Source organism: Acinetobacter sp. WCHAc060025 (assembly GCF_004209355.1).
GTDB classification, from domain to species: domain Bacteria; phylum Pseudomonadota; class Gammaproteobacteria; order Pseudomonadales; family Moraxellaceae; genus Acinetobacter; species Acinetobacter wuhouensis.
Map to the genome: position 1 here is coordinate 55,111 of NZ_SGSX01000005.1, position 22,775 is coordinate 77,885.

A 22,775-nucleotide genomic window follows, 5' to 3' on the forward strand; every position below is an offset into this window, starting at 1 on the left:
GTCGTCATTTATTTGTTTTCAGCATTCAAACTAAGTCAAAATAAACCACTCAAAATGATAAGCAATTAAACTTTCTTCTCTTCAATGTTTAAAGCATTGATGGCTAATACGGCTTGAGTACGATTTTGTACGCCGAGCTTACGGAAGATTGCCGTAACATGTGCTTTGATCGTTGCTTCTGACACATCAAGTTCATAGGCGATTTGCTTATTTAGTAAACCTTCCGCCACCATCATCAACACACGGAACTGTTGAGGTGTTAAAGATTGAATACGTTCAGCCAAAGCGGTTTCATCTGCCGCACGCGGGTCAAAATTCATATTGGCAGCAGGTAAATTTGGCGGTAACCAAATATCACCTTCTAAAACCTGACGAATCGCTTCACCGATATGACTTGGATGTGCTGATTTTGGAATATAGCCCATCGCGCCATGTGCGATCGCACGCTGGATAATAGATGCTTCTTCATGTGCAGAAACCACAATAATCGGAATCGATGGATACTGCGCACGAACGTGTACTAATGCAGAGAAACCTGATGCACCGGGTAAGTTCAAATCCAATAAGACTAAATCTGGTTCTGGACCATTTTCCAAACGTTCATAAAATTCATTTACAGCTGCAGTTTCACTGATTTGAGCTTGTGGCAAACTATAGCGAACCGCCTGAATGAGCGCATGGCGAAACAGTGGATGATCATCAACGATTAAAATATTCATAAGCGAAGCGAGAGATCTCTAGCACAGTTATTCCATTCTAACCGTACTATTAGTATTTAGGATACGGAAATATTAACGAATTTTTAAATGATTTGTTGGCTTTAATGAAAATTCCCTACACTTTTTATGTTATTACTCAAATTTGAGATTTAAATATCACATTTACATATAAAATAAATATTTTAAAAAGAATTAGTTATTCTAATTACGAATAATATTTAGCTTCAAACACTTAATTTGATCATTCGTTACTTATTTCAGCAATTTCTCATTTATCTCAAAAAATGATAACCAATTTTTTTTTCGTTATTTTACAGCAATAGGCAGATATAGATAAATAAAAGGCATTCCGAGATTTAATTTATTAGGTTGCCAAAATGTCTTTTTATACCCAACAAAAACCACTCAACATCGTCGCTGTATCTGGTGGCTTAAATAACCCTTCAAAAACCGAAGCACTTGTTCAGGCGATTTTGGATGAGCTGGGTGAAGCAACACCAATCAATGTACATTTCATTAAATTCAGTGAAATTGGACATTTACTCGGTGGTGCAATTTATCGTAATCAATTGCCTCAACGTGTGCAGGATGATTTAGCTGCCGTAGAAGCAGCAGATGCTTTAATTGTCGGTACACCTGTATATCGTGCCTCATTCACCGGTCTTTTTAAACATTTCTTTGACTTTGTTGAACAAACTGCACTTGTTGATGTACCAGTATTATTGGCTGCATCAGGTGGTTCAGACCGTCATGCTTTAGTACTTGAGCATCAGTTACGCCCATTGTTCAGCTTCTTCCAGGCGCAGACTTTACCAATTGGTGTCTATGCCACAGATCGTGACTTCACGCCTGAATACACCATTCACAGCGAGTTTTTACGTGACCGTATCACGCTTGCCGTTGCTCGTGCATTACCTATTTTAGAGTGGGCGCCTGCCAAAGGTCAGCGTGCTGAAGTAGTGAAATCGAAAACCGAACAAGCCAATCAAAACCTAGGCATTAACAAACAAATTGAGCAAGAAGAAGTGCTTCCATCCGCAGCAATTCCAAACTTAGATGCTGCTGAATCTCGTTTGCATGCCAAATCTAAAACACCGAAAACACAGGTTGCCTAAGCGCAACCTCGTATATAGATAATAAAAATAGAGGGTCATCACATGTCACAAAAACAATTTACTTCCACAGACCAAAATTCAATTAAATTTGCCTACTGGGTTCCCAACGTCAGTGGTGGCTTAGTTGTGAGTAATATTGAGCAACGTACCGATTGGAGCTATGACTACAATGTGCGTTTGGCGCAAGCTGCTGAAAAAAGTGGTTTTGAATATGCGCTGACGCAAATTCGTTTTACCGCAGGTTATGGTGCTGAGAATCAACATGAATCGGTAAGTTTTAGTCATGCACTTTTAGCAAAGACTGAAAAGTTAAAAGTCATTGCGGCAATTCTACCTGGTCCTTGGAAGCCTGCGCTCGCTGCCAAACAATTGGCAACCATTGATTACTTAACCAATGGACGTGTTGCAATTAATGTCGTGAGTGGCTGGTTCCGTGGCGAGTTTGATGCGATTGGTGAGCCTTGGCCTGAACATGATGAACGTTATGTCCGTTCTGAAGAATTTATCCGTACCTTAAAGGGCATCTGGACAACGGACAACTATAGCTTTGATGGTAAATATTATCAGTTTAAAGATTACACATTAAAGCCAAAACCTGTGCAAAAACCGCATATTGAAGTATTCCAAGGTGGCAGTTCACGTGCTGCACGTGACATGGCTTCTCGTGTTTCTGACTGGTACTTTACCAATGGCAACACCCCTGCTGAGTTGAAAAAGCAGATTGATGATATTCGTGAAAAAGCCAAAGCCAATAATCATCAAGTTAAAATTGGCGTAAATGCTTTTATTATCGCCCGTGACACTGAAGAAGAAGCACAAGCGGTACTGCAGGAAATTATTGCCAAAGCCAATGTTGAAGCCGTCAATGCCTTTGGTGATGCCACCCGTGAAGCAGGTGCAGCCTCAAAAGAAGGCGAAGGCAACTGGGCAAAATCTACTTTTGAAGACTTAGTGCAATATAACGATGGTTTCAAAACCAACTTAATTGGCACACCACAACAGATTGCTGAACGTATTGTCGAGTTAAAAAGTGTCGGTGTGGATTTAGTCCTTTCAGGTTTCTTACATTTCATTGAAGAAGTCGAATATTTTGGGGAAAAGGTGTTGCCATTGGTTCGTGAATTAGAGGAGGCTCAAAAGAATCAAATTACAGCAAAATCCGCTTAAAGGATGTGCTTAGAAAATAACAATAAATAATCAAAAATAAGGTTTTTAGTTTTCCCTCATGACTCGGCTTGAGGGATTTTTTTCTTTTAAATCGTTAATCAACATGTTATTCAGACAGTTTGTCTCGAATGGAAGATGTTCCTGTATGTTGTTTTTCAATAAAAGCACCGCTATTTTCTGCTTTTTTATCAGTTGTACAAGCATCACCACTGCAAATACCAGTCAGACAGGAATACCTTCAGATCAACTCAAGGTTGAAAAAGCGATAAACCAGTCATTTCAGCCCCTGATGAAAAAATATGATGTCGCAGGTATGGCAATCGGCGTGAACTATAAGGGAAAAAGTTACGAACAATATTCAGGTTTACAGTCTATTGCTGACCATAAAAAGGTAAATAAAAATACCCTTTTTGAATTAGGTTCAGTCAGTAAAATATTTACTGCTATTGCGGGAACGTATGCGCAAAATCTTGGAAAAATGTCCCTTCAGGATTACCCTGCACAATATCTGCCAGCACTCAAAAACTCAGAAATCAATCAAGTTACGCTGCTGGAATTGGCAACTTACACCAGTGGCAATCTTCCTTTACAGTTTCCTGATCAAATACAGACGGATGCCGAAATTATTCAATATTTTCAAAACTGGCACATCAAAAATCCGATTGGAAAATACCGTCAATATTCCAACCCAAGTATAGGGCTGTTCGGTGAGTTGACGGCTAAAGCGATGAAAATGCCTTTTAAAACCTTATCAGAGCAAGTCATCTACCCGCAACTCGATCTCAAACACACCTATATTCAAGTACCTAGACAACAACTGAAAAATTATGCTTTTGGTTATAATCAAAAGAATCAGCCAATACGTGTGACTGCAGGGGCTTTTGATACTCAAGCCTATGGCGTGAAATCGAACCTGAGTGATCTGTTACATTTTATCAATTTAAACATAGACCCTGAGCTTGCCAGAGCAACGATCAAACCTGCGATTAAGGCTACACATACAGGTTATTATAAAATTGGAGACATGACTCAAGCACTCGGATGGGAAAAGTTTACTTATCCAGCGACATTACAGACCTTACTGGAAAGTAACTCTGAACGTATTGTCATGCAATCAAACCCTGTTGAAAAGATAATAGTTGAGACTGGCTCAAAGGTCTTCCACAAAACTGGTTCTACCAACGGTTTTGGTTCTTATATTATTTATATTCCTGAAGAAAAGTTTGGCTTAGTGATGTTGATGAACAAAAAAATACCGAATCCTGAACGCATCAAAGCTGCGTATGAGGTATTTCATTCATTGCAGTAAAATCGACATGACTCTAAAAATGCCAGTTGAATAACCACATAAAATGAATCCTCTTAACATTTCCCGTTAAGAGGTCATCATAAAACTGAAAGATGTTATTTTTCTTAAGAATAAAAACTCGGATCAGGTACTTTTCCTGTCAGCACCCACTCACCGACTTCCTGATATTTATAATCAATCGGATCATGCAAAGTCTGCGTACGTACATTACGCCAAAAACGATCTAAATTCAGTTTTGCAGTGGTCGCTCTCGCCCCCATAACCTGGAAAATATTCTGCGTCACATATAACGACGTATTCGTCGCTGCAATTTTCGCAGTCGCAATCGCAACAGATACCTGCCCACGCTGTTCTGCTGTTAAATTCTCACCTACATTCCACGCATCCTGCAAGCTTTCCACGGCTTTATTTGCAAGTAAACGTACACTTTCAAGCTGCACATAAAATTCAGCAAAATGCTTTTGGGTAAATGGGTCATTCACTGCATTTTCAGCCAACGATTTTGACCATGCTTTTTGACTTTGTACGGTCTCTTTGGCGATTTCAAAAGCCCCCTCAGCCACACCTAAAAATAAATGCACAAAAATCAGTTGTGCAATCAGCGGACGTACACTCGAATACGGTGTACTTAAAGGGCCTGGGTTGAGTAACAATTCATGTTTGGAAATTTTGACCTGCTCAAAATGGCTTGTACCACTATCGGTTTGGCGTTGTCCCATATTGTTCCAATCACCTAAAAAACTTACGCCCTGACGCGCAGTAGGAATCACCCCAATCAATAATTTCCCTGCTTCATTAAAACCTGAACACAGCAAAATATCTGAATCGATCGAACCTGAACAAAAACTTTTATCCCCCTGAAAAATATATTCATTCTCTGAGATTTGAGTTGCTGTCGTTCGTTGATCCAATGGATTTAAAGTATTGCCCCAAAACAGATTATTCTTAGCCGTACCTTCAAACCATTTTGCATATTGCTCAGGCTGGGAAAATAATTGCACTGTCGCAATCAATAAGTGGTGAAAGCCATAGACATGCGCCAATGAACTATCCACTTGGGCAATGGTACGAATGGTCTGGAAAATGGTTTTCCAATCTGCACCTTGTCCACCATATTGCGTAGGAATAGACAGCCCAAGCAAATCACTTTGACGAATCAGATCACGCTCATACTTCGGATTTCCTCCTGTTTTATCCCGTTCTGCAGCAGTTTGTGCAAATTGCACTGCAAGTTTTTGGGCAATTTCGAGGGGAGATCTGTTTAAAACCTGTGGCGCATTCATGTGACTGTCCTTATTTTCAATATTTTTAGCTTAGCAGATCATCCTGAACGGCTTTATCTGAATGCTTGCTGTGCTTATGCACTATTTTGAAAATACTGAGCGATATACAAAAATACCGCTAGCCTGAAGCGAACGGTATTTAACTTTTATATTAATCGCTGATGTTACACAGTAATATCAAATTGTAGATCGCATCTCAATAAAAAGTGGATACGCGATAACGTCATCCGCAACGTGTTTGAGGCAGGACTACATCTGTAAATTAATGTTTCTGCGATATATCAATCAAAAGATGGTATTTGTCGAGTTTTGCGGATGACAATGGTTTTGCCTACTTTTCCCGAAAGAAAAGTAGGTCGAGCCGAAGGCTAATCCCTAAATCAAAACTTTTGATGTAAGACTCCGTCTAGTAAGTTTAAAGCTGTTTTAAAAAATGCATTTCTTTTGAAGTGCGTAACATCAGTTAATCAAGAAAAGTCCTCTCTCCCTGTGGGATAAGGAGTAAAACTTCACAAGTGAGCCCTCATCTTCAAAGCCCCCTCATCCTAGCCTTCTCCCTGAGCCATATATGGCGCAAGGGAAGGAACTTCCAATGCATGTGAATCTAAAGATCAAATCAACTGTTCGCCTGAACTTCTTTAATCAACTGATCCACCACACTCGGGTCTGCCAGTGTTGAAGTATCTCCCAGACTATCCAGCTCATTGGCAACGATCTTACGCAAAATACGGCGCATGATTTTTCCTGAACGGGTTTTTGGCAATGATGGCGCCCAATAAATTGCATCAGGAGTTGCAACAGGACCTAAAACCTTACGTACCCATGCCACCAGTTCCTGACGCAATTCTTCCGTTTCAACTTCACCTGCCTGCAAAGTGACATAAGCAGCAACGCCCTGACCTTTAATATCATGTGGCATACCAACGACGGCAGACTCAGCGACTTTTTCATGCGCCACCAAAGCGCTTTCAATTTCAGCGGTGCCTAAACGATGCCCCGAAACATTCAGAACATCATCAACGCGTCCTGTGATCCAATAATACCCATCTTTATCACGTCGTGCCCCATCACCAGTGAAATACGATCCAGGGTAAGTTGAGAAATACGCTTCAATAAAACGCTCAGGGTCGCCCCAAATGGTCCGCATTTGCCCAGGCCAAGAATCTTTGATAATCAAATTCCCTTCAGCCTCACCCTCAAGTTCATTGCCATCTGCATCGACCAAAGCTGGCTGTACGCCAAATAGAGGGCGTGTTGCAGAGCCTGGTTTAACCGCTGTAGCACCAGGAAGTGGGGAAATCAAAATACCGCCTGTTTCAGTTTGCCACCATGTATCTACAACTGGACAACGGCTTTCACCAACAACCGTGTAATACCAATTCCATGCTTCAGGATTAATCGGCTCACCCACAGTGCCTAATAGACGTAAACTGCTACGGTCACTTTCACGGACATAGGCATCACCCTCACGCATCATCGCGCGAATCGCAGTTGGCGCTGTATATAAAATGGTGATGTTGTGTTTATCGACAATATGCCCTGTACGTGCCCAGCTTGGATATTGCGGAATACCTTCGGACATCACTGTGGTCGTACCATTGGATAATGGGCCATATACAACATAAGAATGCCCCGTAATCCAGCCAACATCTGCTGTACACCAGAACACATCATTCTGTTTAATATCAAAAACTTCACGGAAAGTTGAATTTACATAGGTCAGATAGCCACCTGTGGTATGCAACACCCCTTTCGGTTTTCCGGTAGAACCCGAGGTATACAGAATGAAGAGTGGATCTTCCGCATTCATTTGTTCAGGTGGACAAATATCCGTGACGGTCATGATTTCCATGTGATACCACAGATCACGACCTTCTTTCATCGTAATCGGATGCCCTGTGCGGTGCACCACAATCATATTTTGTACTGATGATGTACCTTCCAGTTGCAGGGCTGCATCGACATTTTCTTTGAGTGGAATGGTTTTACCACCACGCATCCCCTGGTCAGCAGTAACCACCAATTTTGCCTGACTGTCATCAATACGACTCGCCAAAGAATCTGGTGAGAAACCACCAAAGACCACGCAATGCACAGCGCCAATTCGGGTACAGGCCAACATTGCAATCGCCGCCTCTGGAATCATTGGCATATACAGCACCACACGATCACCTTTGCTGACACCATTTTTCTTCAAGACATTGGCGAAACGACAGACTTCATCATGCAACTCTTCAAAAGAGATTATTTTATGACGTGACGGATGATCCCCCTCCCAAATAATCGCAGGTTTCAATGGGTGTTCTTTTAAATGACGATCTAGGCAGTTTTCACTAACGTTTAACTGTCCATCTGCAAACCACTCGATTTTGAAATGATCGGGGTCATAACTGGTATTCTTCACTTGTGTAAAGGGTTTAATCCAGTCAAGTTTTTTGGCTGCTTCTGCCCAGAATTCATCTGGATGTTCTACAGACTGTTGGTAACGTTCAAAATACTGTTGTTCATTGGTTCTTGCTGTTTTTACAAATTGTTCTGGAACTGGATAGATTTCTTTCATAATCACTTCCTTGATTTTGCATTCCATCTCGGAATGTATGCCTACGTTATTGATTTTATTTGTTGCATCTTTTCAGTATTACGATAGCTCATTTTGGTTAACAATTGTGCTTTGGTCGTAGACACGGGCGTCACTTTAACCATCGAAAAATGCTCAGTCATTTGCCAAAACATTCGAATTTTCAATATCTATGTACTATTTTTGATCTTATAATTTGTTGTGGTACATGCATATGTCTTTTTTCAGAAAAAAACATTTCCTTACCGAATTTCTTGATCTGGACAACTTCTATATGTCAACGCAACACGCCTCAACTTTTTTTTCAAAAAAAACCTCTCCCAAAGCAGACCATCCTCTTTCAATACATGGGCGTTTCAATCGCCTCAGTTATATTGCTTGGTTTGGATTACTCCACATTTTAGTGTCCGTTATAGCAGTTGCCCTGAGCGTCTTTTTTGGCGTGCTTAATTTAAATAACTTACATCTCAGCCAACATGCGATGACCTCAATTTCTGGAATGGGTGAAATTGCTTATTTATTTCTCAGCTGTTTTTATCTTTATGGATTGGCTGTCATTATTATTCGTCGTTTCCATGATCGTAATAAGTCTGGCTGGCTTATTCTCTTACTTTTTATTCCGATTATTCAATTTTTTACATTGCTTTATCTGCTTTTAGCACGCGGTGAACAACATCCCAATCGTTTTGGATACCCACGTTCATCTGCTTTTATTGAAAAAATTGTTGCGTGGTTAATGATTATTTTCTTTGTACTTGGGCTATTTGCTTCTGCGAGTGTGATTTCGTTTATGATGGGTTCAGGTGAAATTGAACAACCCCATGAAATTATTCAAAAAGGCACACAATATTTTTAAATTTCTGAAAGCCTTTTAAGTAAGAAGATGATTGATCAATGTGAATGATTAAATGACAAGTTTAAACTTTGTTTACAAGTTATACGAAAAACTGTAATCAATGCTGAACATCTTTGAAATTTCAGGCAAAATATCACAATCATTTTACTGGACACGATAGTGGCTGAAGAAGCAAATAAATTAAGTGAGGTCGCGCAAGACACCACCCAACTCATCCAATCTGCAGGTGAAAAAACGGCGCAATCCGTGATTCAACATACTGCAAAATATAACGATGCCTACTCAACGATCGACAAATTTGTAGATGGTTTTTGGGAACGTCTGCCTTATTTAACTATTGCTTTAGTCGTCATTACCATTTTCTGGTTATTGTCTAAGCTGTTTAAATTCTTTGTCCGTAAAACCTTATCCAATCGTAACTATACTCGTCAAAACTTGGTTCTAGTTTTGAACCGTGTGGGTAGTACTGCGATTATGTTCTTTGGTTTCTTGATCGCCATGGTGATTGCTATCCCTGGTTTTACACCAGGTCAATTGATGAGTGCTCTTGGGATTGGTTCTGTTGCAATCGGTTTTGCATTTAAAGATATTTTCCAAAATTTACTTTCAGGGATTCTGATTCTAATTTCTGAGCCATTTAAAATCGGTGATGACATTATCGTCACAGGCATGGAAGGAACCGTTGAAGATATTCAAATCCGTGCGACATTCCTCCGTTCACCAGATGGTCGTCGTATCGTAATTCCCAATGCGACAGTCTATACCAGTGCAGTAACTGTAAATACAGCATATCCACGTCGTCGTTGTGAGTTTGTGGTGGGTATTGGTTATGAAGATGATGTGCAAAAAGCCAAAGATATTATTTTAAAGTTATTGGATAAAGATCAACGCATTTTAAGCCAACCGGGTTTCTCGGTAAACGTAACAGCACTTGCTGATTTTTCTGTGAATTTAACCGTGCGTTGGTGGGTAGATACCAGTCAAGTGCTCACGGCTTCATCTATCAGTGAAATTCAAGAATTGGTATTGGATGCCTTTGCTGAAAATAACATCTCAATTCCTTATCCAGTTCAAGAAGTCAAAGTCTATCGTGGTGATCCATCTGTAGATGAAAACGACTCAGGTCGCGCTAAATAAACGTCCTAGTACATAGGGAATTGCGGTTTCAGTTCTTAAAATTCGGTTGCCTAAACTCACCGCTTGGCAGCCGTTTTTTATGAGTAAATCAATTTCATAAGGAATAAAACCACCCTCAGGTCCAATGATCACCGTACATGAATGATCAACCGCATAGGGCATTTTTAAATCTGTATAAGGATGTGCGACATAAGCAGGGTTTTGTTCACTGATCATGGTGGGTAATACATCTTCAACAAAAGGTTTAAAACGTTTATATAACTCAATTTTCGGTGCAATCGTGTCACCAGCTTGTTCTAAGCCTAATGTCACAAAATGATCAAGCTGTTGTAGGAATGGAGTTTGCCAGTAACTTTTATCCACGCGATAACTGTGGATAATAATCAACTTATCCACACCCAGTGTAATCGCATCCATAATTAAACGACGTAAAACTTTGGGACGTGGTAAAGCCACAATCAGCGTGACAGGTAATTTTTCAGGGACAGATTCTTCTTTTAGCGGTTTGAGCTGAATCGAATTTTCTGAAATATCAATAATTTCAGTTGAATAGCGCTTACCTTCACGAATCCCAACTTTCAGCGTATCACCGACTTTGACACCGACATGGGTAAGTAAATGTTCAAGCTGTCGTTTGGAGCTAATAGTCCAAATTTCAGATTCAGTCTGACGCGGGTCTAACAGAACGATGTTCATAGATAGGCATCAATCACTGCAATATGCTTTTGCAAAGACCCTTTATTTTTATTCAATACTTCAATCGCATGCTGACTGAGTTGCTGTGCAAATACCTGATTTTGCAGACAACGAACCAGTAACTGTGTCACTTCATCCACAGACTGCCCGACCGCAACTGCATCTGCCTGAATAAACTCATCGACAATGGCTTGGAAATTAAAATAATTTGGACCAATTACTGTCGGTACATCTAAAACCATCGGTTCTAAAATATTATGTCCACCACCAGGTTCATTCAGCGACCCACCGACGAAACAAGCCTGACTTAAGGCATACCACAGCCACATTTCACCCATACTGTCGGCTAAATACACCTGAGTATCCGATTGAATAGATTGGTTTAAACTACGACGTTGGGTATTTAAATTCAGACTTTGAGCAATATTAAACACTTCATCAAAACGCTCAGGATGACGTGGTACGACAATGAGAAGCCAATCCGAATACTGTTCCAAAAACGGTTTAAAAGCGGTAAGCAGTTTTTCTTCTTCAGGAGAATGGGTACTCGCAATCGTAATGATTTTACGGGAACTTAAATTCCAATCCTGCTGTAATTGTTGAGCTTTCTGTACAAATTTCTCAGGTGCTGAAATATCAAATTTGATACTTCCCACTACTTCAGTGTGATCTGGCTGACTGCCTAAAGCAATAAAACGCTGCTGCGTTGCCAAGTCCTGCGCCAATAAACGATCCAGTTTTTGCAGCATCGGATGGGTCAAACTCGGCACTTTGCCATAACCTTTGGCTGATTTTTCCGAAAGACGTGCATTGACCAAAATACAGGGAACTTTGAATTCTTTGGCTTGATCAATCAGGTTTGGCCACAGTTCTGTTTCCACAAGAATCAACAATTTAGGCTTATATTTCTGATAAAAATCAGCGATTAAATATTTTTGATCCGCAGGTAAATACACTGCCTGAAATAACGCTTCATAGGGCGCTTTTAAGAATAACGATTTAGAACGTGCCTGCCCTGTCTTGGTAGTATTGGTCACAAGAACTGTATGACCCAATTTTAAATAATGCTCGATCAATGGCTGTGCAGCATTGGTTTCACCCACAGAAACACAATGAAACCATATCGTTTGCAAGTTTTTAGCAGGCTGAAATGGGCCAAAACGTTCAAGACATTCCTGTTGATATTCCGTTGTATTTTGCGCACGTTTTTTTATTCGTGAACGATACAAAGGTTTGACGATCGTCAGTGCTGCGTTATACCAGAAAGGAGTAGCCAAACAGAATGCCCCAGAATCAATTTAATGGGCAAATATAACAGAGCTATATTCAGTTGTTAATGAATAATATTTAACGAATTGTTGTGAAAAATCACAATATCTTTTTTTTGGACAGTAAGAACAATATTATTTAGCGCTATTCTCAATAAAATAATGAAAGTCCCTTCTCCCTTTGGGATGAGGAGTAAAACTCCGCAAGAGGATGAAGGGCTGTTTTTTATAAAACTAAATCACTGAATTAAACCAAAGCAGGATAATCAATATACCCTTCCGCCGTTTGCGAACCGATCATATTTTCAAACACCAGTTCATTCAAAGGTGCATTCTGAACCAAACGCTCAAACAGATCAGGATTGGCAATATAAGCCTTACCAAAAGACACCGCATCCGCTTTGCCTGAAGCCAGTAACGCAATTGCATCATCACGGCTTAACTTCATATTGGCAATATAAGGCACACCACCTGAACGCTGCTTCATAACTTCACTGATACTGTCATCAGCCAGATATTCACGGGTAAAGAAGAACGCAATCTTACGCTTTCCTAACTGCTCCAAAGCATAACCAAAGGTTTCACGTGGATCAGCATCACCCATATCATGCTCATCGCCACGTGGCGCAAGATGCACGCCAACACGACTTGCTCCCCAAACCTCAATCAATACATCAGTCACTTCCAGCAATAATCGGACACGATTTTCAACTGAACCACCATACTCATCTTCACGCTGATTGGTTGAACTTTGTAAGAATTGATCGATCAGATAACCATTGGCAGCATGCAGTTCAACGCCATCAAAACCCGCATCTTTGGCACGGATTGCAGCCTGTTTATATTGCTCAACAATGCTTTTAATTTCAGAGATTTCCAAAGGACGTGGTACAACATAATCACGTTTTGGACGCAGTAAACTCACCTGACCCGCTTGTTGTACGGCACTTGCAGATACAGGCGTTTCACCATTGAGAAGATCAGGATGCGAAACACGACCCACATGCCACAATTGTGCGAGGATTAAACCACCTTTGTCATGCACGGCTTGAGTGGTCAATTTCCAACCTTCTACTTGTGCATCTGTGAAAAGCCCTGGGGTATTTAAATAACCATTGGCTTCTTCAGAAATCACTGTCGCTTCGGAAATGATTAAACCTGCACTGGCACGTTGCGCATAGTATTCCGCCATCATTGCAGTTGGAACACGATCAGCTGTTGCACGACTGCGTGTGAGTGGCGCCATGATGACACGATTTTTGAGATGTAAATCGCCTAGAACAAGGGGAGAATTAAGTTCAGCCATATTTGCCTCATCACTCGCTTTCCAACCCGAATCAGGAGTTAAAGCGAGTTTTTTAAGTATTCAATATATTGCTGAATAAGAACTTCATTACGTGAAAAGTACGACCATTGACCATACTTTTCTGCTTGAATTAATCCTGACTGTTGCAAAACTGACAAATGATTAGACATCGTAGACTGAGAGACATTACCGAGTTTTTCGATATTCCCTGCACATATGCCACGACTAAAGCCACCGCACTGCTCTTCACACAGATACTGTTGTGGATTTTTCAACCACTCCAAAATCTGGCGTCGAGTCGGATTTGCCAATGCTTTAGAAATTAAATCAATATCCATAGCCACAACCCGTATCAGATACATCCAATTTTGAGCAAAGCTCTATTCAGCATCTTTGTAGATAATATATCGTATTTTTTCGATTTTAATATCGAATATTTTAGATATATTGTAAAGATACCGATAAAGCTTTGCTATTTATCACAATTTAAATAGAAAAATTTGATGAAAAACGCGCCGAATTAAAGCCCTTGCTTTAAACTCGCTTCAATAAATTTATCCAGATCACCATCCAGCACCGCACCTGTGTTGGAATTTTCCACACCAGTACGCAAGTCTTTAATCCGTGAGTCATCTAAAACGTATGAACGAATCTGACTGCCCCAACCAATATCAGACTTAGAATCTTCAAGTGCCTGCGCAGCTTCGTTACGCTTACTCATTTCCAGTTCATACAATTTTGCACGTAACTGCTTCCAAGCATGGTCACGGTTGGCATGTTGTGAACGCTGGTTCTGACATGCCACCACAATACCAGTTGGTGCGTGAGTTAAACGTACCGCAGAGTCAGTTTTGTTAATGTGCTGACCACCCGCACCAGACGCACGATAAGTATCAGTACGGACATCGGCAGGGTTAATATCAATTTCAATATTATCATCGACTTCAGGCGATACAAACACTGCTGAGAATGAGGTATGACGACGGTTACCTGAGTCAAATGGTGACTTACGGACTAAACGGTGTACGCCAGATTCGGTACGTAACCAACCGTATGCATACTCACCTTCAACACGGATGGTTGCAGATTTAATCCCTGCTACATCACCATCAGATTCTTCCATCAATTCAGCTTTGAAGCCATGACGTTCGATCCAACGCATATACATACGCAACAACATGGACGCCCAATCTTGTGCTTCTGTACCACCTGAACCTGCTTGAATTTCCACATAACATGGGTTCGGGTCCATAGGGTTGCTGAACATACGACGGAATTCAAGCTTCGCCAATTCTGCTTCTGCTGTATCTAACTCAGCCTGTACATCTGCCAATAGACTTTCATCATCTGCTTCAACAGCTAAATCTAAAAGTGCTTGTGCATCTTCAATTTGTGTAGCTAAACCTTCTAAAACGTTGAGTACGTTTTCCAGTTCGCCTTTTTCTTTTGCCATGGCTTGCGCACGGCTTTGATCATTCCAGATCGCAGGATCTTCTAACTCGCGGAGAACCTCTTCTAAACGCTCTTTCTTCAGATCGTAGTCAAAGATACCCCCGTAGTGTTAGACCACGGTCATTTAAGTCTTTTAGCTGTAATAGATAAGGATTAATTTCCACGAGTTTTAATCTCACATTGGCTGTTTTTTAATTCGGACGCATTCTACCACAGAGTGAAAAAAGTTGAGATATTGCTTTTCTTGTCTAACAAAGCAATTGACCACAGTTTAATATTTATGAAAAATACGCACGCTTTATAACCAATATTACATTTTTTTGACAACAACAACTTAAATTAGGGTCACAACAATGAAACGCTCACTACTCGCAATTGCGATCACAACGCTTGCTTCTTCAAGCTTCGCCTACAATGTTCAATTAGATGGTGGCTTTACTTATCTTGATCATGACAATGACTTCATCGATACAGATGATCAATTTGATATCAAAGGCACCTATTATTTTAACCCAGTACAAAGCAAAACTGGCCCTTTAAATGAAGCTGCTTTCTTAGGTCATAACAGCAATGTTTATGCAAAATACACATATAACTATATGGAAAGCAAAGATTATATCGACGATTTCGGCAATAGTTATGCGCTTGCTAAAGACGAGCGTGAAATTCACCATGTTGTGGGTGGCTTAGAATATTTTTATGAACAGTTCTATGCAAATGCTGAAGTTGGTTTTGGTCGCCTCAAAGATGAATCTGAATATCGTTTTGCCAACGCAAAAACAACAGTCAAAGATGATTATGATGTAACAACTTACCGCGCATTAGTCGGTTTTACCCCGATCAGCAACTTACTTCTTGCTGCGGGTGTAGATGGTTATTATGGTGAAAATGATGGCGATGATGATGCAGCATTCGCTGTAACAGCAAAATATGTTGCTCCTGTAGGCCCATCTGGTCAGTATGTAAACTTAGAAGCGAATGGTACATTTGGTGATACTGACCATTATGAAATCGGTGCAGATTACTACTTAAATAAAGCATTTAGCATTGGTACTGCATACGAACGTCAAGATGAAAAAGATACTGACGCAGTCGATTATTTTACACTTCGTACAAAATACTTCATCAATGACGTTGCTGCGGTTGGTGCTGCAATTGGCTTTGGTGATGATGTACAAGCATACAATATCAACGCGACATTCCGTTTCTAAGTTGTAAAAACTGTCGTTTTTAAAAAGGCATTCTTTAAACAGAGTGCCTTTTTTATTTCAAAACATGTCTGAAATTTACGCAAAACCCACCAATATCCACATTTCCCACACAGTTTTAATAAAACAAAACATGAAAATTAATTTATTAATTTCAATCACTTAGTATTTAAAAATTACACAAAGTTACCTATATTACAGTTTGATTACTTACTTGGGTTGACGATTTATTTATTTCACCTAGACTTAAAGTTGTAACAAAAAATGTATATCGAAACGAATCATTTTCAGAGGGGATCAACCATGAAAAAATTAACAATCGCTTCAGCAGTTTTCTCGGCACTCGTTATGACTGGCACTGCACATGCATATCAAGCAGAAGTGGGTGGTTCATATACATATAATGACCCAGATGATTTTGATGCTACTCATCAGTTTGGTGTTGATGGAACTTATTACTTTAAACCAGTTCAAACACGCAATTCACCATTGAATGAAGCTGCATTTTTAGATCGCGCAAGTAATGTAAAAGCCAATGTAAATTATGCCAACAATGACGGCGTGAAAGACACTCAATACGGCGCAGGTCTTGAGTATTATGTACCTGGTTCTGACTTCTATGTTAGTGGTCGTGTAGGTCGTGATGAATATGAAGTTGATAACACACCGATTGATCGTAAGGTAACAACTTATGGTGCAGAAGTGGGTTATTTACCAACTGCTGGCTTATTGCTTGCGCTTGGTGTAACAGGTTATGACGAAAAGCATGGTGATGATGGTGCTGACCCAACTGTTCGTGCGAAGTATGTAACGAAAGTCGGTCAATATGACGCTAACTTTGAAGCATTTGGTGCGTTCGGTGACCTAGATGAGTATAAAGTACGTGGTGACTTGTACTTAGATAAAACTTTAAGCGTTGGTGCTGATTACTACAACAATGACTTAACTAATCGTGACGAGTTTGGTATTTCTGCGAAGAAATTCTTTAACCAAAACGTAAGCTTAGAAGGTCGTGTTGGTTTCGGTGATGATTACAACACTTATGGTGTTCGTGCAGGTTATCGTTTCTAATCCATCCGATTTAAATGTAAAAGAAAACCAGTCGAAAGGCTGGTTTTTTGTTTCAAGAAATAGAGCTTGAAAAATTTAAATATTTCAGTAGTTTAAATATAAAAATATTAACTTTAAAATTACTGGGGTTATTGTGACAAAAATCATCAAAATAAAAGAAATTGGGAACTTTTCAATTTTCAAAAACTTTCATTGGGATCAAAATCTCGATATTGGAAATAACAAAACTTATGACTTTAAAGATATCAACATTTTTTATGGTCGAAATTACTCTGGTAAAACTAGCTTATCGAAAATCATCCGATCTTTAGAAAAGCAAGATACTCCTCCTAAATACGACAATCCTAATTTTAAAATTGAACTGTCTGATAACTCAATCATTTCACACAATAGTCTATCGACATTCACTCATCCAATTCATGTCTATAATTCAGATTTTGTCAAAGAAAATTTAAAATTCATCCATGATGAAAATGCAAACATTGAATCTTTTTCAGTGACATTAGGCGGTGATAATCAGCAGATTTTAGATCGAATTCATGAGTTAAATGCTGAATTAGGCTTAAATGAAGAAAATATTAAATCTGGTGTCTTCCTTGATATTCAGAATAAAGAGAATGAAGTAAAAAACGCTACAGAAGATCATAAGTCTAAGGAACGTGATTTAGAAAAATTACTCACAGATAAAGCCACACGGAATTCTGATTCAGTTAAGAATCAGCATTCTTTATTTGGTGATATTAATTACAATGTAACGAAACTCAAAAATGAGATTGCTGAAGTTCAAAGTTCTAACTTTCAAATATTGACTGATGATCAACTAATCACAAAAAAAGCTCTAATAAGCCAAAATGAATTACCCAATCCTCCTGAACTTTCTACTTACAATCTAAATTTTTCACAACTTGTAGAAGTAACAACTAAGATTCTAAAAACTGTTGTTGGTGGTTCAAATAAGATAGGAGAATTACAAAATAATCCTTCTCTAAACTCATGGGTACAAACAGGTCATACATTGCATAAAGATCGCACTCATTGCGCATTTTGTACAAATGAAATTTCTGCTAAAAGACACCAAGAACTAGCTCAGCATTTTGACCTAGAAACTCAAAACCTTCAGACCCGTATTACAAAAGGCATTGAACACTTAACAAACTTAATTAATGGTGAACACTTCAAAATCAATTTTAATATAGACCATTATTATCAACAGTATCATACTGAGCTTTTACCACTAAAAGTAGAACTAACCACTATTCTTGAAAAACAAAAAGAAGTACTTGAACAACTTAAAACCTTATTAGCAAACAAAAATGGGCATCTATTTACAAGTTTAGAAACCTCATATCCGCCTGATCACACAGATGAAATCAAGAAAGTAATTGAGAAAATTGAAAAAATACGTACACAATGTATTCAGCAGACTGATCTACTAACAAACCAACAAAAGGAAGCAAAAAAAGATTTACGTTTAAATCATGTTTATCATTTCTTACAAGATATTAATTACACTCAACAAAATTTAGACATAAACTCAGCTTTGCAAGCTATCGAGCCATTAAAAATAGCACTTTCAACACTTCAAACTCGCAAGACTGAAATAACAGTAGAAATTAAAAATGAAGAGGATAAATTAAAATCTGAAGGTGAAGCCTGTACCCGTATCAACGATATTCTTAATCATGACTTTGGTCATCAAGCATTAAGTCTACAAGCTATTGAAAATCCACATGCACAAAATATTTATTTTGAAATTCAACGTAATGGCTGTAAAGCACATAACTTAAGTGAAGGCGAACAAAGTCTCATATCTTTTTGCTATTTCTTAGCAAAAATTCAAGATGATTTAGATAAAGGCAATAAGCCAATTATTTGGATAGATGATCCTATTAGTAGTTTAGATAGCAATCATATTTTCTTTATCTTTTCTCTAATTGAAGAAAAAATTTGTAAGGATAAAAAATATTCTCAACTTTTTATATCAACTCATAATCTAGAATTTTTAAAGTATTTAAGAAGAATAACTGGTGCTGAACAAGATCGCTCTATTGGCTTTGTTAAAGAGGAAAATAGAAAGGCTAGTTACTATTTAATTCAAAGGCATGATAATTTTTCCACGATTAAAGAAATGCCTCTTTATTTAAGTAAGTTTTTAACAGAATTTAACTTTTTATTTGATCAAATTTATAAATGTGCGACTGTAAATCAGATTGATGATTCAAACTTTCATATTTTTTATAATTTTGGAAATAATGCACGAAAATTCTTAGAAATTTATACTTTTTATAAATTTCCGTCTTCTAAATATCAGCTAGATACGCAACTAAAAGCTTTTTGGGGTGAACAAATTTACAAAACTCTGACAGATAGAATTCATAATGAATATTCACACATGACTGGTGTACTTGAAAGAGGATAAATTATTTCGGAACAACCTGAAATGCAAAAATCAGCAAAAGCCATTATAAGCAAAGTGCAACAAGAAGACCCTGCTCAATATAATGCTTTACTGGAAAGTATATCAAATCCAAACTGACCCTCTTTACATAAAAAAGAGCGCCTAAGCGCTCTTTTTATAAATAATTCTCTTAGCTACTGCGAGCATCTTGTACAAAATTCAAAGTAATTCATCGCATTTAAAATCCTGCACTGCCGCGAGCATAGCTCTTGGCGTAATTTAGGCAAGAAGCTTCGCTTCATGAAAGCCCAGTTTTACTCCCATTCAATCGTAGCTGGTGGTTTAGATGATACATCATAAACAACACGAGAAACATCAGCGATTTCATTCATGATACGAGTCGAGATTTTATCAACAAGATCATAAGGAAGATGTGCAAAACGCGCTGTCATAAAGTCAACAGTTTCAACCGCACGAAGTGCAATTACCCATGCATAACGACGACCATCACCAACAACACCAACTGATTTTACTGGTTGGAATACAGCAAATGCTTGCGCAGTTTTATCATACCAACCGCTTGCACGAAGCTCTTGCATAAAGATGTCATCAGCAAGACGGAGAATATCTGCATACTCTTTTTTCACTTCGCCCAGAATACGAACACCTAAACCTGGACCTGGGAATGGGTGACGGTACAGCATCTCAAATGGCAAACCTAAAGTTGTACCTAAACGACGAACTTCGTCTTTAAACAAATCACGGATTGGCTCAACCAATTCAAATGCTAAATCTTCCGGTAAACCACCCACATTGTGGTGTGATTTAATCACATGCGCTTTACCATTTTTAGTCGCAGCAGATTCGATCACGTCAGGATAAATCGTACCTTGCGCAAGGAAGTTTACGCCATCAAGCTTACGTGCTTCTTCAGCAAAAACTTCGATGAACTCACGACCAATGATTTTACGTTTTTTCTCAGGATCAACCTCACCTGCAAGCGCAGATAAGAAACGATCTTCAGCATCAGCACGAATTACGCGAATACCCATGTTTTTCGCAAACATGTCCATCACTTGCTCGCCTTCGTTCAAACGAAGTAAACCGTTGTCTACAAATACACAGGTCAATTGATCGCCAATCGCTTTATGTAAAAGTGCAGCAACAACAGATGAATCCACACCACCTGAAAGACCTAAAAGAACTTTTTGATCGCCAATTTGCTCACGTAATTGTTCAACACGTAAATCGATGATGTTTTCAGAATTCCAAAGGTTACGACAACCACAGATGCCATGAACGAAGTTCGACAGAATTTCCGCACCTTTTGCAGTGTGCGTCACTTCTGGATGGAATTGAATACCATAGAAACGACGAGCTTCATCGGACACCATTGCAAATGGGCAACTTGGCGTGCTTGCAGTCACTTGGAAACCTTCAGGAATCGCAGTCACTTTGTCACCGTGGCTCATCCACACTTTTAATTGGTTTGCTGTATCTTCAAGATCACCGATTAATTTATCACGAACTTGAATATCTACTTCTGCATAACCAAATTCATGCACATCACCTGGCTCAACTTTACCACCAAGTTGTTGCGACATGGTTTGTAGACCATAGCAAATACCGAGTACAGGCACACCTAAGTTGAATACAACTTCAGGGGCACGTGGACTACCCGCTTCATAAACACTTTCTGGACCACCTGAAAGGATGATCCCGTTTGGGTTAAATGCACGAATGTCTTCTTCAGACATATCAAATGCGTACATTTCTGAATAAACACCAGCTTCACGTACACGACGTGCAATCAACTGGCTATATTGAGAACCGAAATCCAAGATGAGGATACGATCTTCAGTAATTTGGGTATTGGTCGTCATGGTATACAACTATGTAGGCAACGAATATAAGCGCCACATTCTAACATTTTTCTGAACAGGACGCACTTTATTCAGTCACCTAGATGAAGAATGAATAATCCATTTGAAAATTAACCATTATTTTCACTTTCTAAGCGCTTTTTGATGATCTCAATCAATTCATCTGGTGTCATACAACGATTTAAAAATTGCTCTAAACTTCCTTGATTGCTAACTTCCCTAAAAAAAACAGTGTGGTCTGTACCAAACAAAGTTGGATTATCCAGATTTGGATCGGACAGACAAATATAATATTGATCAGGAAAACTATAACGATAAACAAGTTGTAGAAAATCAGGCTTTGAATTTTGTGTGAATTGAATGACTTCTTTTAAATCAATATCATCCTGTAAAAAGTCATAATTCCATTCTTCAAAATCATCTGTACCTTGTTTATATGGTGTAAATAAAAAAGGCTGCCAAAAGGTTTGCCCTCTAGGTTCTTCACTGAATTGATAATAATCTCGAATCAATTGCTGAAAAAACTGCTCAGGATCACGATCAAATAAAGCTTGGTGCTGGTCAAAATATTCACCCAAACCATAGATCGGTTCCTGATCATCAGACTCTGCCCATGGTGTGTCTTGCGGACGTTCATATAATACTGTGTTGAATTGTATAGAAAGAAGATCATCCACAAATGAATGACCTTGTACATTATCAATATTGCCGCCAAGTGCTTTTATTCTATCAAGTATTTGCTTTTTCATTTATAAAATTTAATTAGATCAACTACACCACTATATTAATAAAAATAACCAATGATCGCACTGACAATCTTTTGCTTTTTTTTAATCAAAAAAGCCAGATCATCATCTGGCTACTTTTAATAATTGAAATCTCAATTCATTATTTTTCAATGATATGATCAAGACTGAATTTACCTGCGCCCTGTAGCATCAAGAAAAATAAACCACCTGCCATCGCAAAGTTTTTCATAAAGTTAATGCCATCTTCTGCACCACCATGGAATAAGAATGCTGTAATTAAGCTAAATACACCTAAACCAAGTGCTGCGAAGCGTGCTTGGAAGCCAAATAACAATGCTAAACCACCACCAAACTCAACAAGAATCGTTAAAGGGAGCATTGCACCAGGAACACCCATCGACTCCATATAACCGACGGTTGCACTATAAGCCGTTAATTTGCCCCAGCCTGCTACAAGGAAAATGTAAGCCAAGAGGATGCGAGCAATGAGTGCAATTGTTGCTTCTGTGTTTGGTTGATTAACGATATTTTTAACAACGACATTTGGGTTTAACATGATCTTTCCTAAATTTGTATTTCG

At 38.9% G+C, this 22,775-nt stretch carries 19 protein-coding genes; 8 read left to right on the plus strand and 11 right to left on the minus strand.

What is annotated here, in order from left to right; translation table 11 throughout:
• Nucleotides 1-65: 65 nt before the first annotated feature.
• Nucleotides 66-719, minus strand: coding sequence for a response regulator (locus EXE09_RS05485; RefSeq protein WP_068975621.1), 654 nt, complete (start codon nt 717-719; stop codon nt 66-68).
• A gap of 377 nt (nt 720-1,096) precedes the next feature.
• Between EXE09_RS05485 and msuE the strand changes: the two genes are divergently transcribed.
• From msuE to ampC, 3 genes are all read left to right on the plus strand, one after another.
• The gene (gene msuE, locus EXE09_RS05490) at nt 1,097-1,834 is read left to right on the plus strand and encodes an FMN reductase (protein ID WP_130116597.1); all 738 of its coding nucleotides are present in this window, start codon (nt 1,097-1,099) and stop codon (nt 1,832-1,834) included.
• 42 nt (nt 1,835-1,876) lie between these two features.
• Nucleotides 1,877-3,001: a dimethylsulfone monooxygenase SfnG gene (gene sfnG, locus EXE09_RS05495; protein ID WP_130113241.1), complete on the plus strand. Its 1,125-nt coding sequence runs from the start codon at nt 1,877-1,879 to the stop codon at nt 2,999-3,001.
• A gap of 145 nt (nt 3,002-3,146) precedes the next feature.
• Nucleotides 3,147-4,310: a class C beta-lactamase gene (ampC, locus tag EXE09_RS05500; RefSeq protein ID WP_130116598.1), complete on the plus strand. Its 1,164-nt coding sequence runs from the start codon at nt 3,147-3,149 to the stop codon at nt 4,308-4,310.
• 104 nt (nt 4,311-4,414) lie between these two features.
• On the opposite strand, the gene EXE09_RS05505 is transcribed toward ampC, so the two are convergent.
• Both EXE09_RS05505 and acs read right to left on the minus strand, forming a co-directional pair.
• Nucleotides 4,415-5,593 (minus strand): acyl-CoA dehydrogenase family protein, encoded by a 1,179-nt coding sequence (locus EXE09_RS05505; RefSeq protein WP_130116599.1) that lies wholly within the window; start codon nt 5,591-5,593, stop codon nt 4,415-4,417.
• A gap of 616 nt (nt 5,594-6,209) precedes the next feature.
• Complete coding sequence (gene acs / locus EXE09_RS05510; protein WP_130116600.1) at nt 6,210-8,153, minus strand: acetate--CoA ligase; 1,944 nt, start codon at nt 8,151-8,153, stop codon at nt 6,210-6,212.
• 292 nt (nt 8,154-8,445) lie between these two features.
• On the opposite strand from acs, the gene EXE09_RS05515 reads away from it, so the two are divergent.
• Nucleotides 8,446-9,027, plus strand: coding sequence for a DUF805 domain-containing protein (locus EXE09_RS05515; RefSeq protein ID WP_130116601.1), 582 nt, complete (start codon nt 8,446-8,448; stop codon nt 9,025-9,027).
• A gap of 159 nt (nt 9,028-9,186) precedes the next feature.
• Entirely contained in the window at nt 9,187-10,164 is a 978-nt protein-coding gene (locus EXE09_RS05520; RefSeq protein WP_068975614.1) for a mechanosensitive ion channel family protein, read from the plus strand.
• Here EXE09_RS05520 and EXE09_RS05525 read toward each other — a convergent pair.
• From EXE09_RS05525 to prfB, 5 genes are all read right to left on the minus strand, one after another.
• On the minus strand, nt 10,147-10,860 hold the full coding sequence (locus EXE09_RS05525) for a 16S rRNA (uracil(1498)-N(3))-methyltransferase (RefSeq protein WP_130116602.1): 714 nt from the start codon (nt 10,858-10,860) through the stop codon (nt 10,147-10,149). The two genes, EXE09_RS05520 and EXE09_RS05525, sit on opposite strands and share 18 nt — an antisense overlap.
• Nucleotides 10,857-12,137: a 3-deoxy-D-manno-octulosonic acid transferase gene (locus tag EXE09_RS05530; RefSeq protein WP_130116603.1), complete on the minus strand. Its 1,281-nt coding sequence runs from the start codon at nt 12,135-12,137 to the stop codon at nt 10,857-10,859. Before EXE09_RS05530 ends, EXE09_RS05525 begins: the two co-directional genes overlap by 4 nt.
• Nucleotides 12,138-12,375: 238 nt before the next feature.
• Entirely contained in the window at nt 12,376-13,434 is a 1,059-nt protein-coding gene (locus tag EXE09_RS05535) for an alkene reductase (protein WP_130116604.1), read from the minus strand.
• A 38-nt stretch (nt 13,435-13,472) separates the two neighbouring features.
• Nucleotides 13,473-13,772, minus strand: a complete 300-nt coding sequence (locus EXE09_RS05540; RefSeq protein WP_087512036.1) for an ArsR/SmtB family transcription factor — start codon at nt 13,770-13,772, stop codon at nt 13,473-13,475.
• Between the two features lie 182 nt (nt 13,773-13,954).
• Nucleotides 13,955-15,050 (minus strand): peptide chain release factor 2 gene (gene prfB, locus EXE09_RS05545; RefSeq protein WP_100249700.1). Its coding sequence is split into 2 segments (ribosomal slippage): nt 13,955-14,977 and nt 14,979-15,050, totalling 1,095 coding nucleotides; the frame shifts between segments, so codons are not numbered across the junction.
• 189 nt (nt 15,051-15,239) lie between these two features.
• Here prfB and EXE09_RS05550 point away from each other — a divergent pair.
• The 3 genes from EXE09_RS05550 (at nt 15,240) to EXE09_RS05560 (ending at nt 19,584) form a co-directional block, all read left to right on the plus strand.
• Entirely contained in the window at nt 15,240-16,097 is an 858-nt protein-coding gene (locus EXE09_RS05550; RefSeq protein WP_130116605.1) for a putative porin, read from the plus strand.
• A 300-nt stretch (nt 16,098-16,397) separates the two neighbouring features.
• Nucleotides 16,398-17,165, plus strand: a complete 768-nt coding sequence (locus EXE09_RS05555; protein WP_068975607.1) for a putative porin — start codon at nt 16,398-16,400, stop codon at nt 17,163-17,165.
• A gap of 133 nt (nt 17,166-17,298) precedes the next feature.
• Nucleotides 17,299-19,584 carry an AAA family ATPase gene (locus EXE09_RS05560; RefSeq protein WP_228257165.1) on the plus strand — a complete coding sequence of 762 codons (2,286 nt, stop codon included), beginning with the start codon at nt 17,299-17,301 and terminating at the stop codon, nt 19,582-19,584.
• A 293-nt stretch (nt 19,585-19,877) separates the two neighbouring features.
• Here the strand turns inward: EXE09_RS05560 and guaA are convergent, their stop codons facing one another.
• The 3 genes from guaA to EXE09_RS05575 form a co-directional block, all read right to left on the minus strand.
• Nucleotides 19,878-21,446: a glutamine-hydrolyzing GMP synthase gene (gene guaA, locus EXE09_RS05565; RefSeq protein WP_068975605.1), complete on the minus strand. Its 1,569-nt coding sequence runs from the start codon at nt 21,444-21,446 to the stop codon at nt 19,878-19,880.
• 110 nt (nt 21,447-21,556) lie between these two features.
• On the minus strand, nt 21,557-22,195 hold the full coding sequence (locus tag EXE09_RS05570; protein ID WP_130116606.1) for a hypothetical protein: 639 nt from the start codon (nt 22,193-22,195) through the stop codon (nt 21,557-21,559).
• Between the two features lie 139 nt (nt 22,196-22,334).
• Nucleotides 22,335-22,751 (minus strand): DoxX family protein, encoded by a 417-nt coding sequence (locus tag EXE09_RS05575; protein WP_068975675.1) that lies wholly within the window; start codon nt 22,749-22,751, stop codon nt 22,335-22,337.
• Nucleotides 22,752-22,775: the final 24 nt, after the last annotated feature.

Coding starts and splice junctions, on each gene's coding strand:
- EXE09_RS05570 (WP_130116606.1), bottom strand. CDS start 22,195: ATGAAAAAGCAAATACTTGATAGAATAAAAGCACTTGGCGGCAATATT.
- acs (WP_130116600.1), bottom strand. CDS start 8,153: ATGAAAGAAATCTATCCAGTTCCAGAACAATTTGTAAAAACAGCAAGA.
- EXE09_RS05555 (WP_068975607.1), top strand. CDS start 16,398: ATGAAAAAATTAACAATCGCTTCAGCAGTTTTCTCGGCACTCGTTATG.
- EXE09_RS05550 (WP_130116605.1), top strand. CDS start 15,240: ATGAAACGCTCACTACTCGCAATTGCGATCACAACGCTTGCTTCTTCA.
- EXE09_RS05515 (WP_130116601.1), top strand. CDS start 8,446: ATGTCAACGCAACACGCCTCAACTTTTTTTTCAAAAAAAACCTCTCCC.
- EXE09_RS05540 (WP_087512036.1), bottom strand. CDS start 13,772: ATGGATATTGATTTAATTTCTAAAGCATTGGCAAATCCGACTCGACGC.
- EXE09_RS05525 (WP_130116602.1), bottom strand. CDS start 10,860: ATGAACATCGTTCTGTTAGACCCGCGTCAGACTGAATCTGAAATTTGG.
- ampC (WP_130116598.1), top strand. CDS start 3,147: ATGTTGTTTTTCAATAAAAGCACCGCTATTTTCTGCTTTTTTATCAGT.
- EXE09_RS05575 (WP_068975675.1), bottom strand. CDS start 22,751: ATGTTAAACCCAAATGTCGTTGTTAAAAATATCGTTAATCAACCAAAC.
- EXE09_RS05535 (WP_130116604.1), bottom strand. CDS start 13,434: ATGGCTGAACTTAATTCTCCCCTTGTTCTAGGCGATTTACATCTCAAA.
- EXE09_RS05505 (WP_130116599.1), bottom strand. CDS start 5,593: ATGAATGCGCCACAGGTTTTAAACAGATCTCCCCTCGAAATTGCCCAA.
- msuE (WP_130116597.1), top strand. CDS start 1,097: ATGTCTTTTTATACCCAACAAAAACCACTCAACATCGTCGCTGTATCT.
- sfnG (WP_130113241.1), top strand. CDS start 1,877: ATGTCACAAAAACAATTTACTTCCACAGACCAAAATTCAATTAAATTT.
- EXE09_RS05485 (WP_068975621.1), bottom strand. CDS start 719: ATGAATATTTTAATCGTTGATGATCATCCACTGTTTCGCCATGCGCTC.
- guaA (WP_068975605.1), bottom strand. CDS start 21,446: ATGACGACCAATACCCAAATTACTGAAGATCGTATCCTCATCTTGGAT.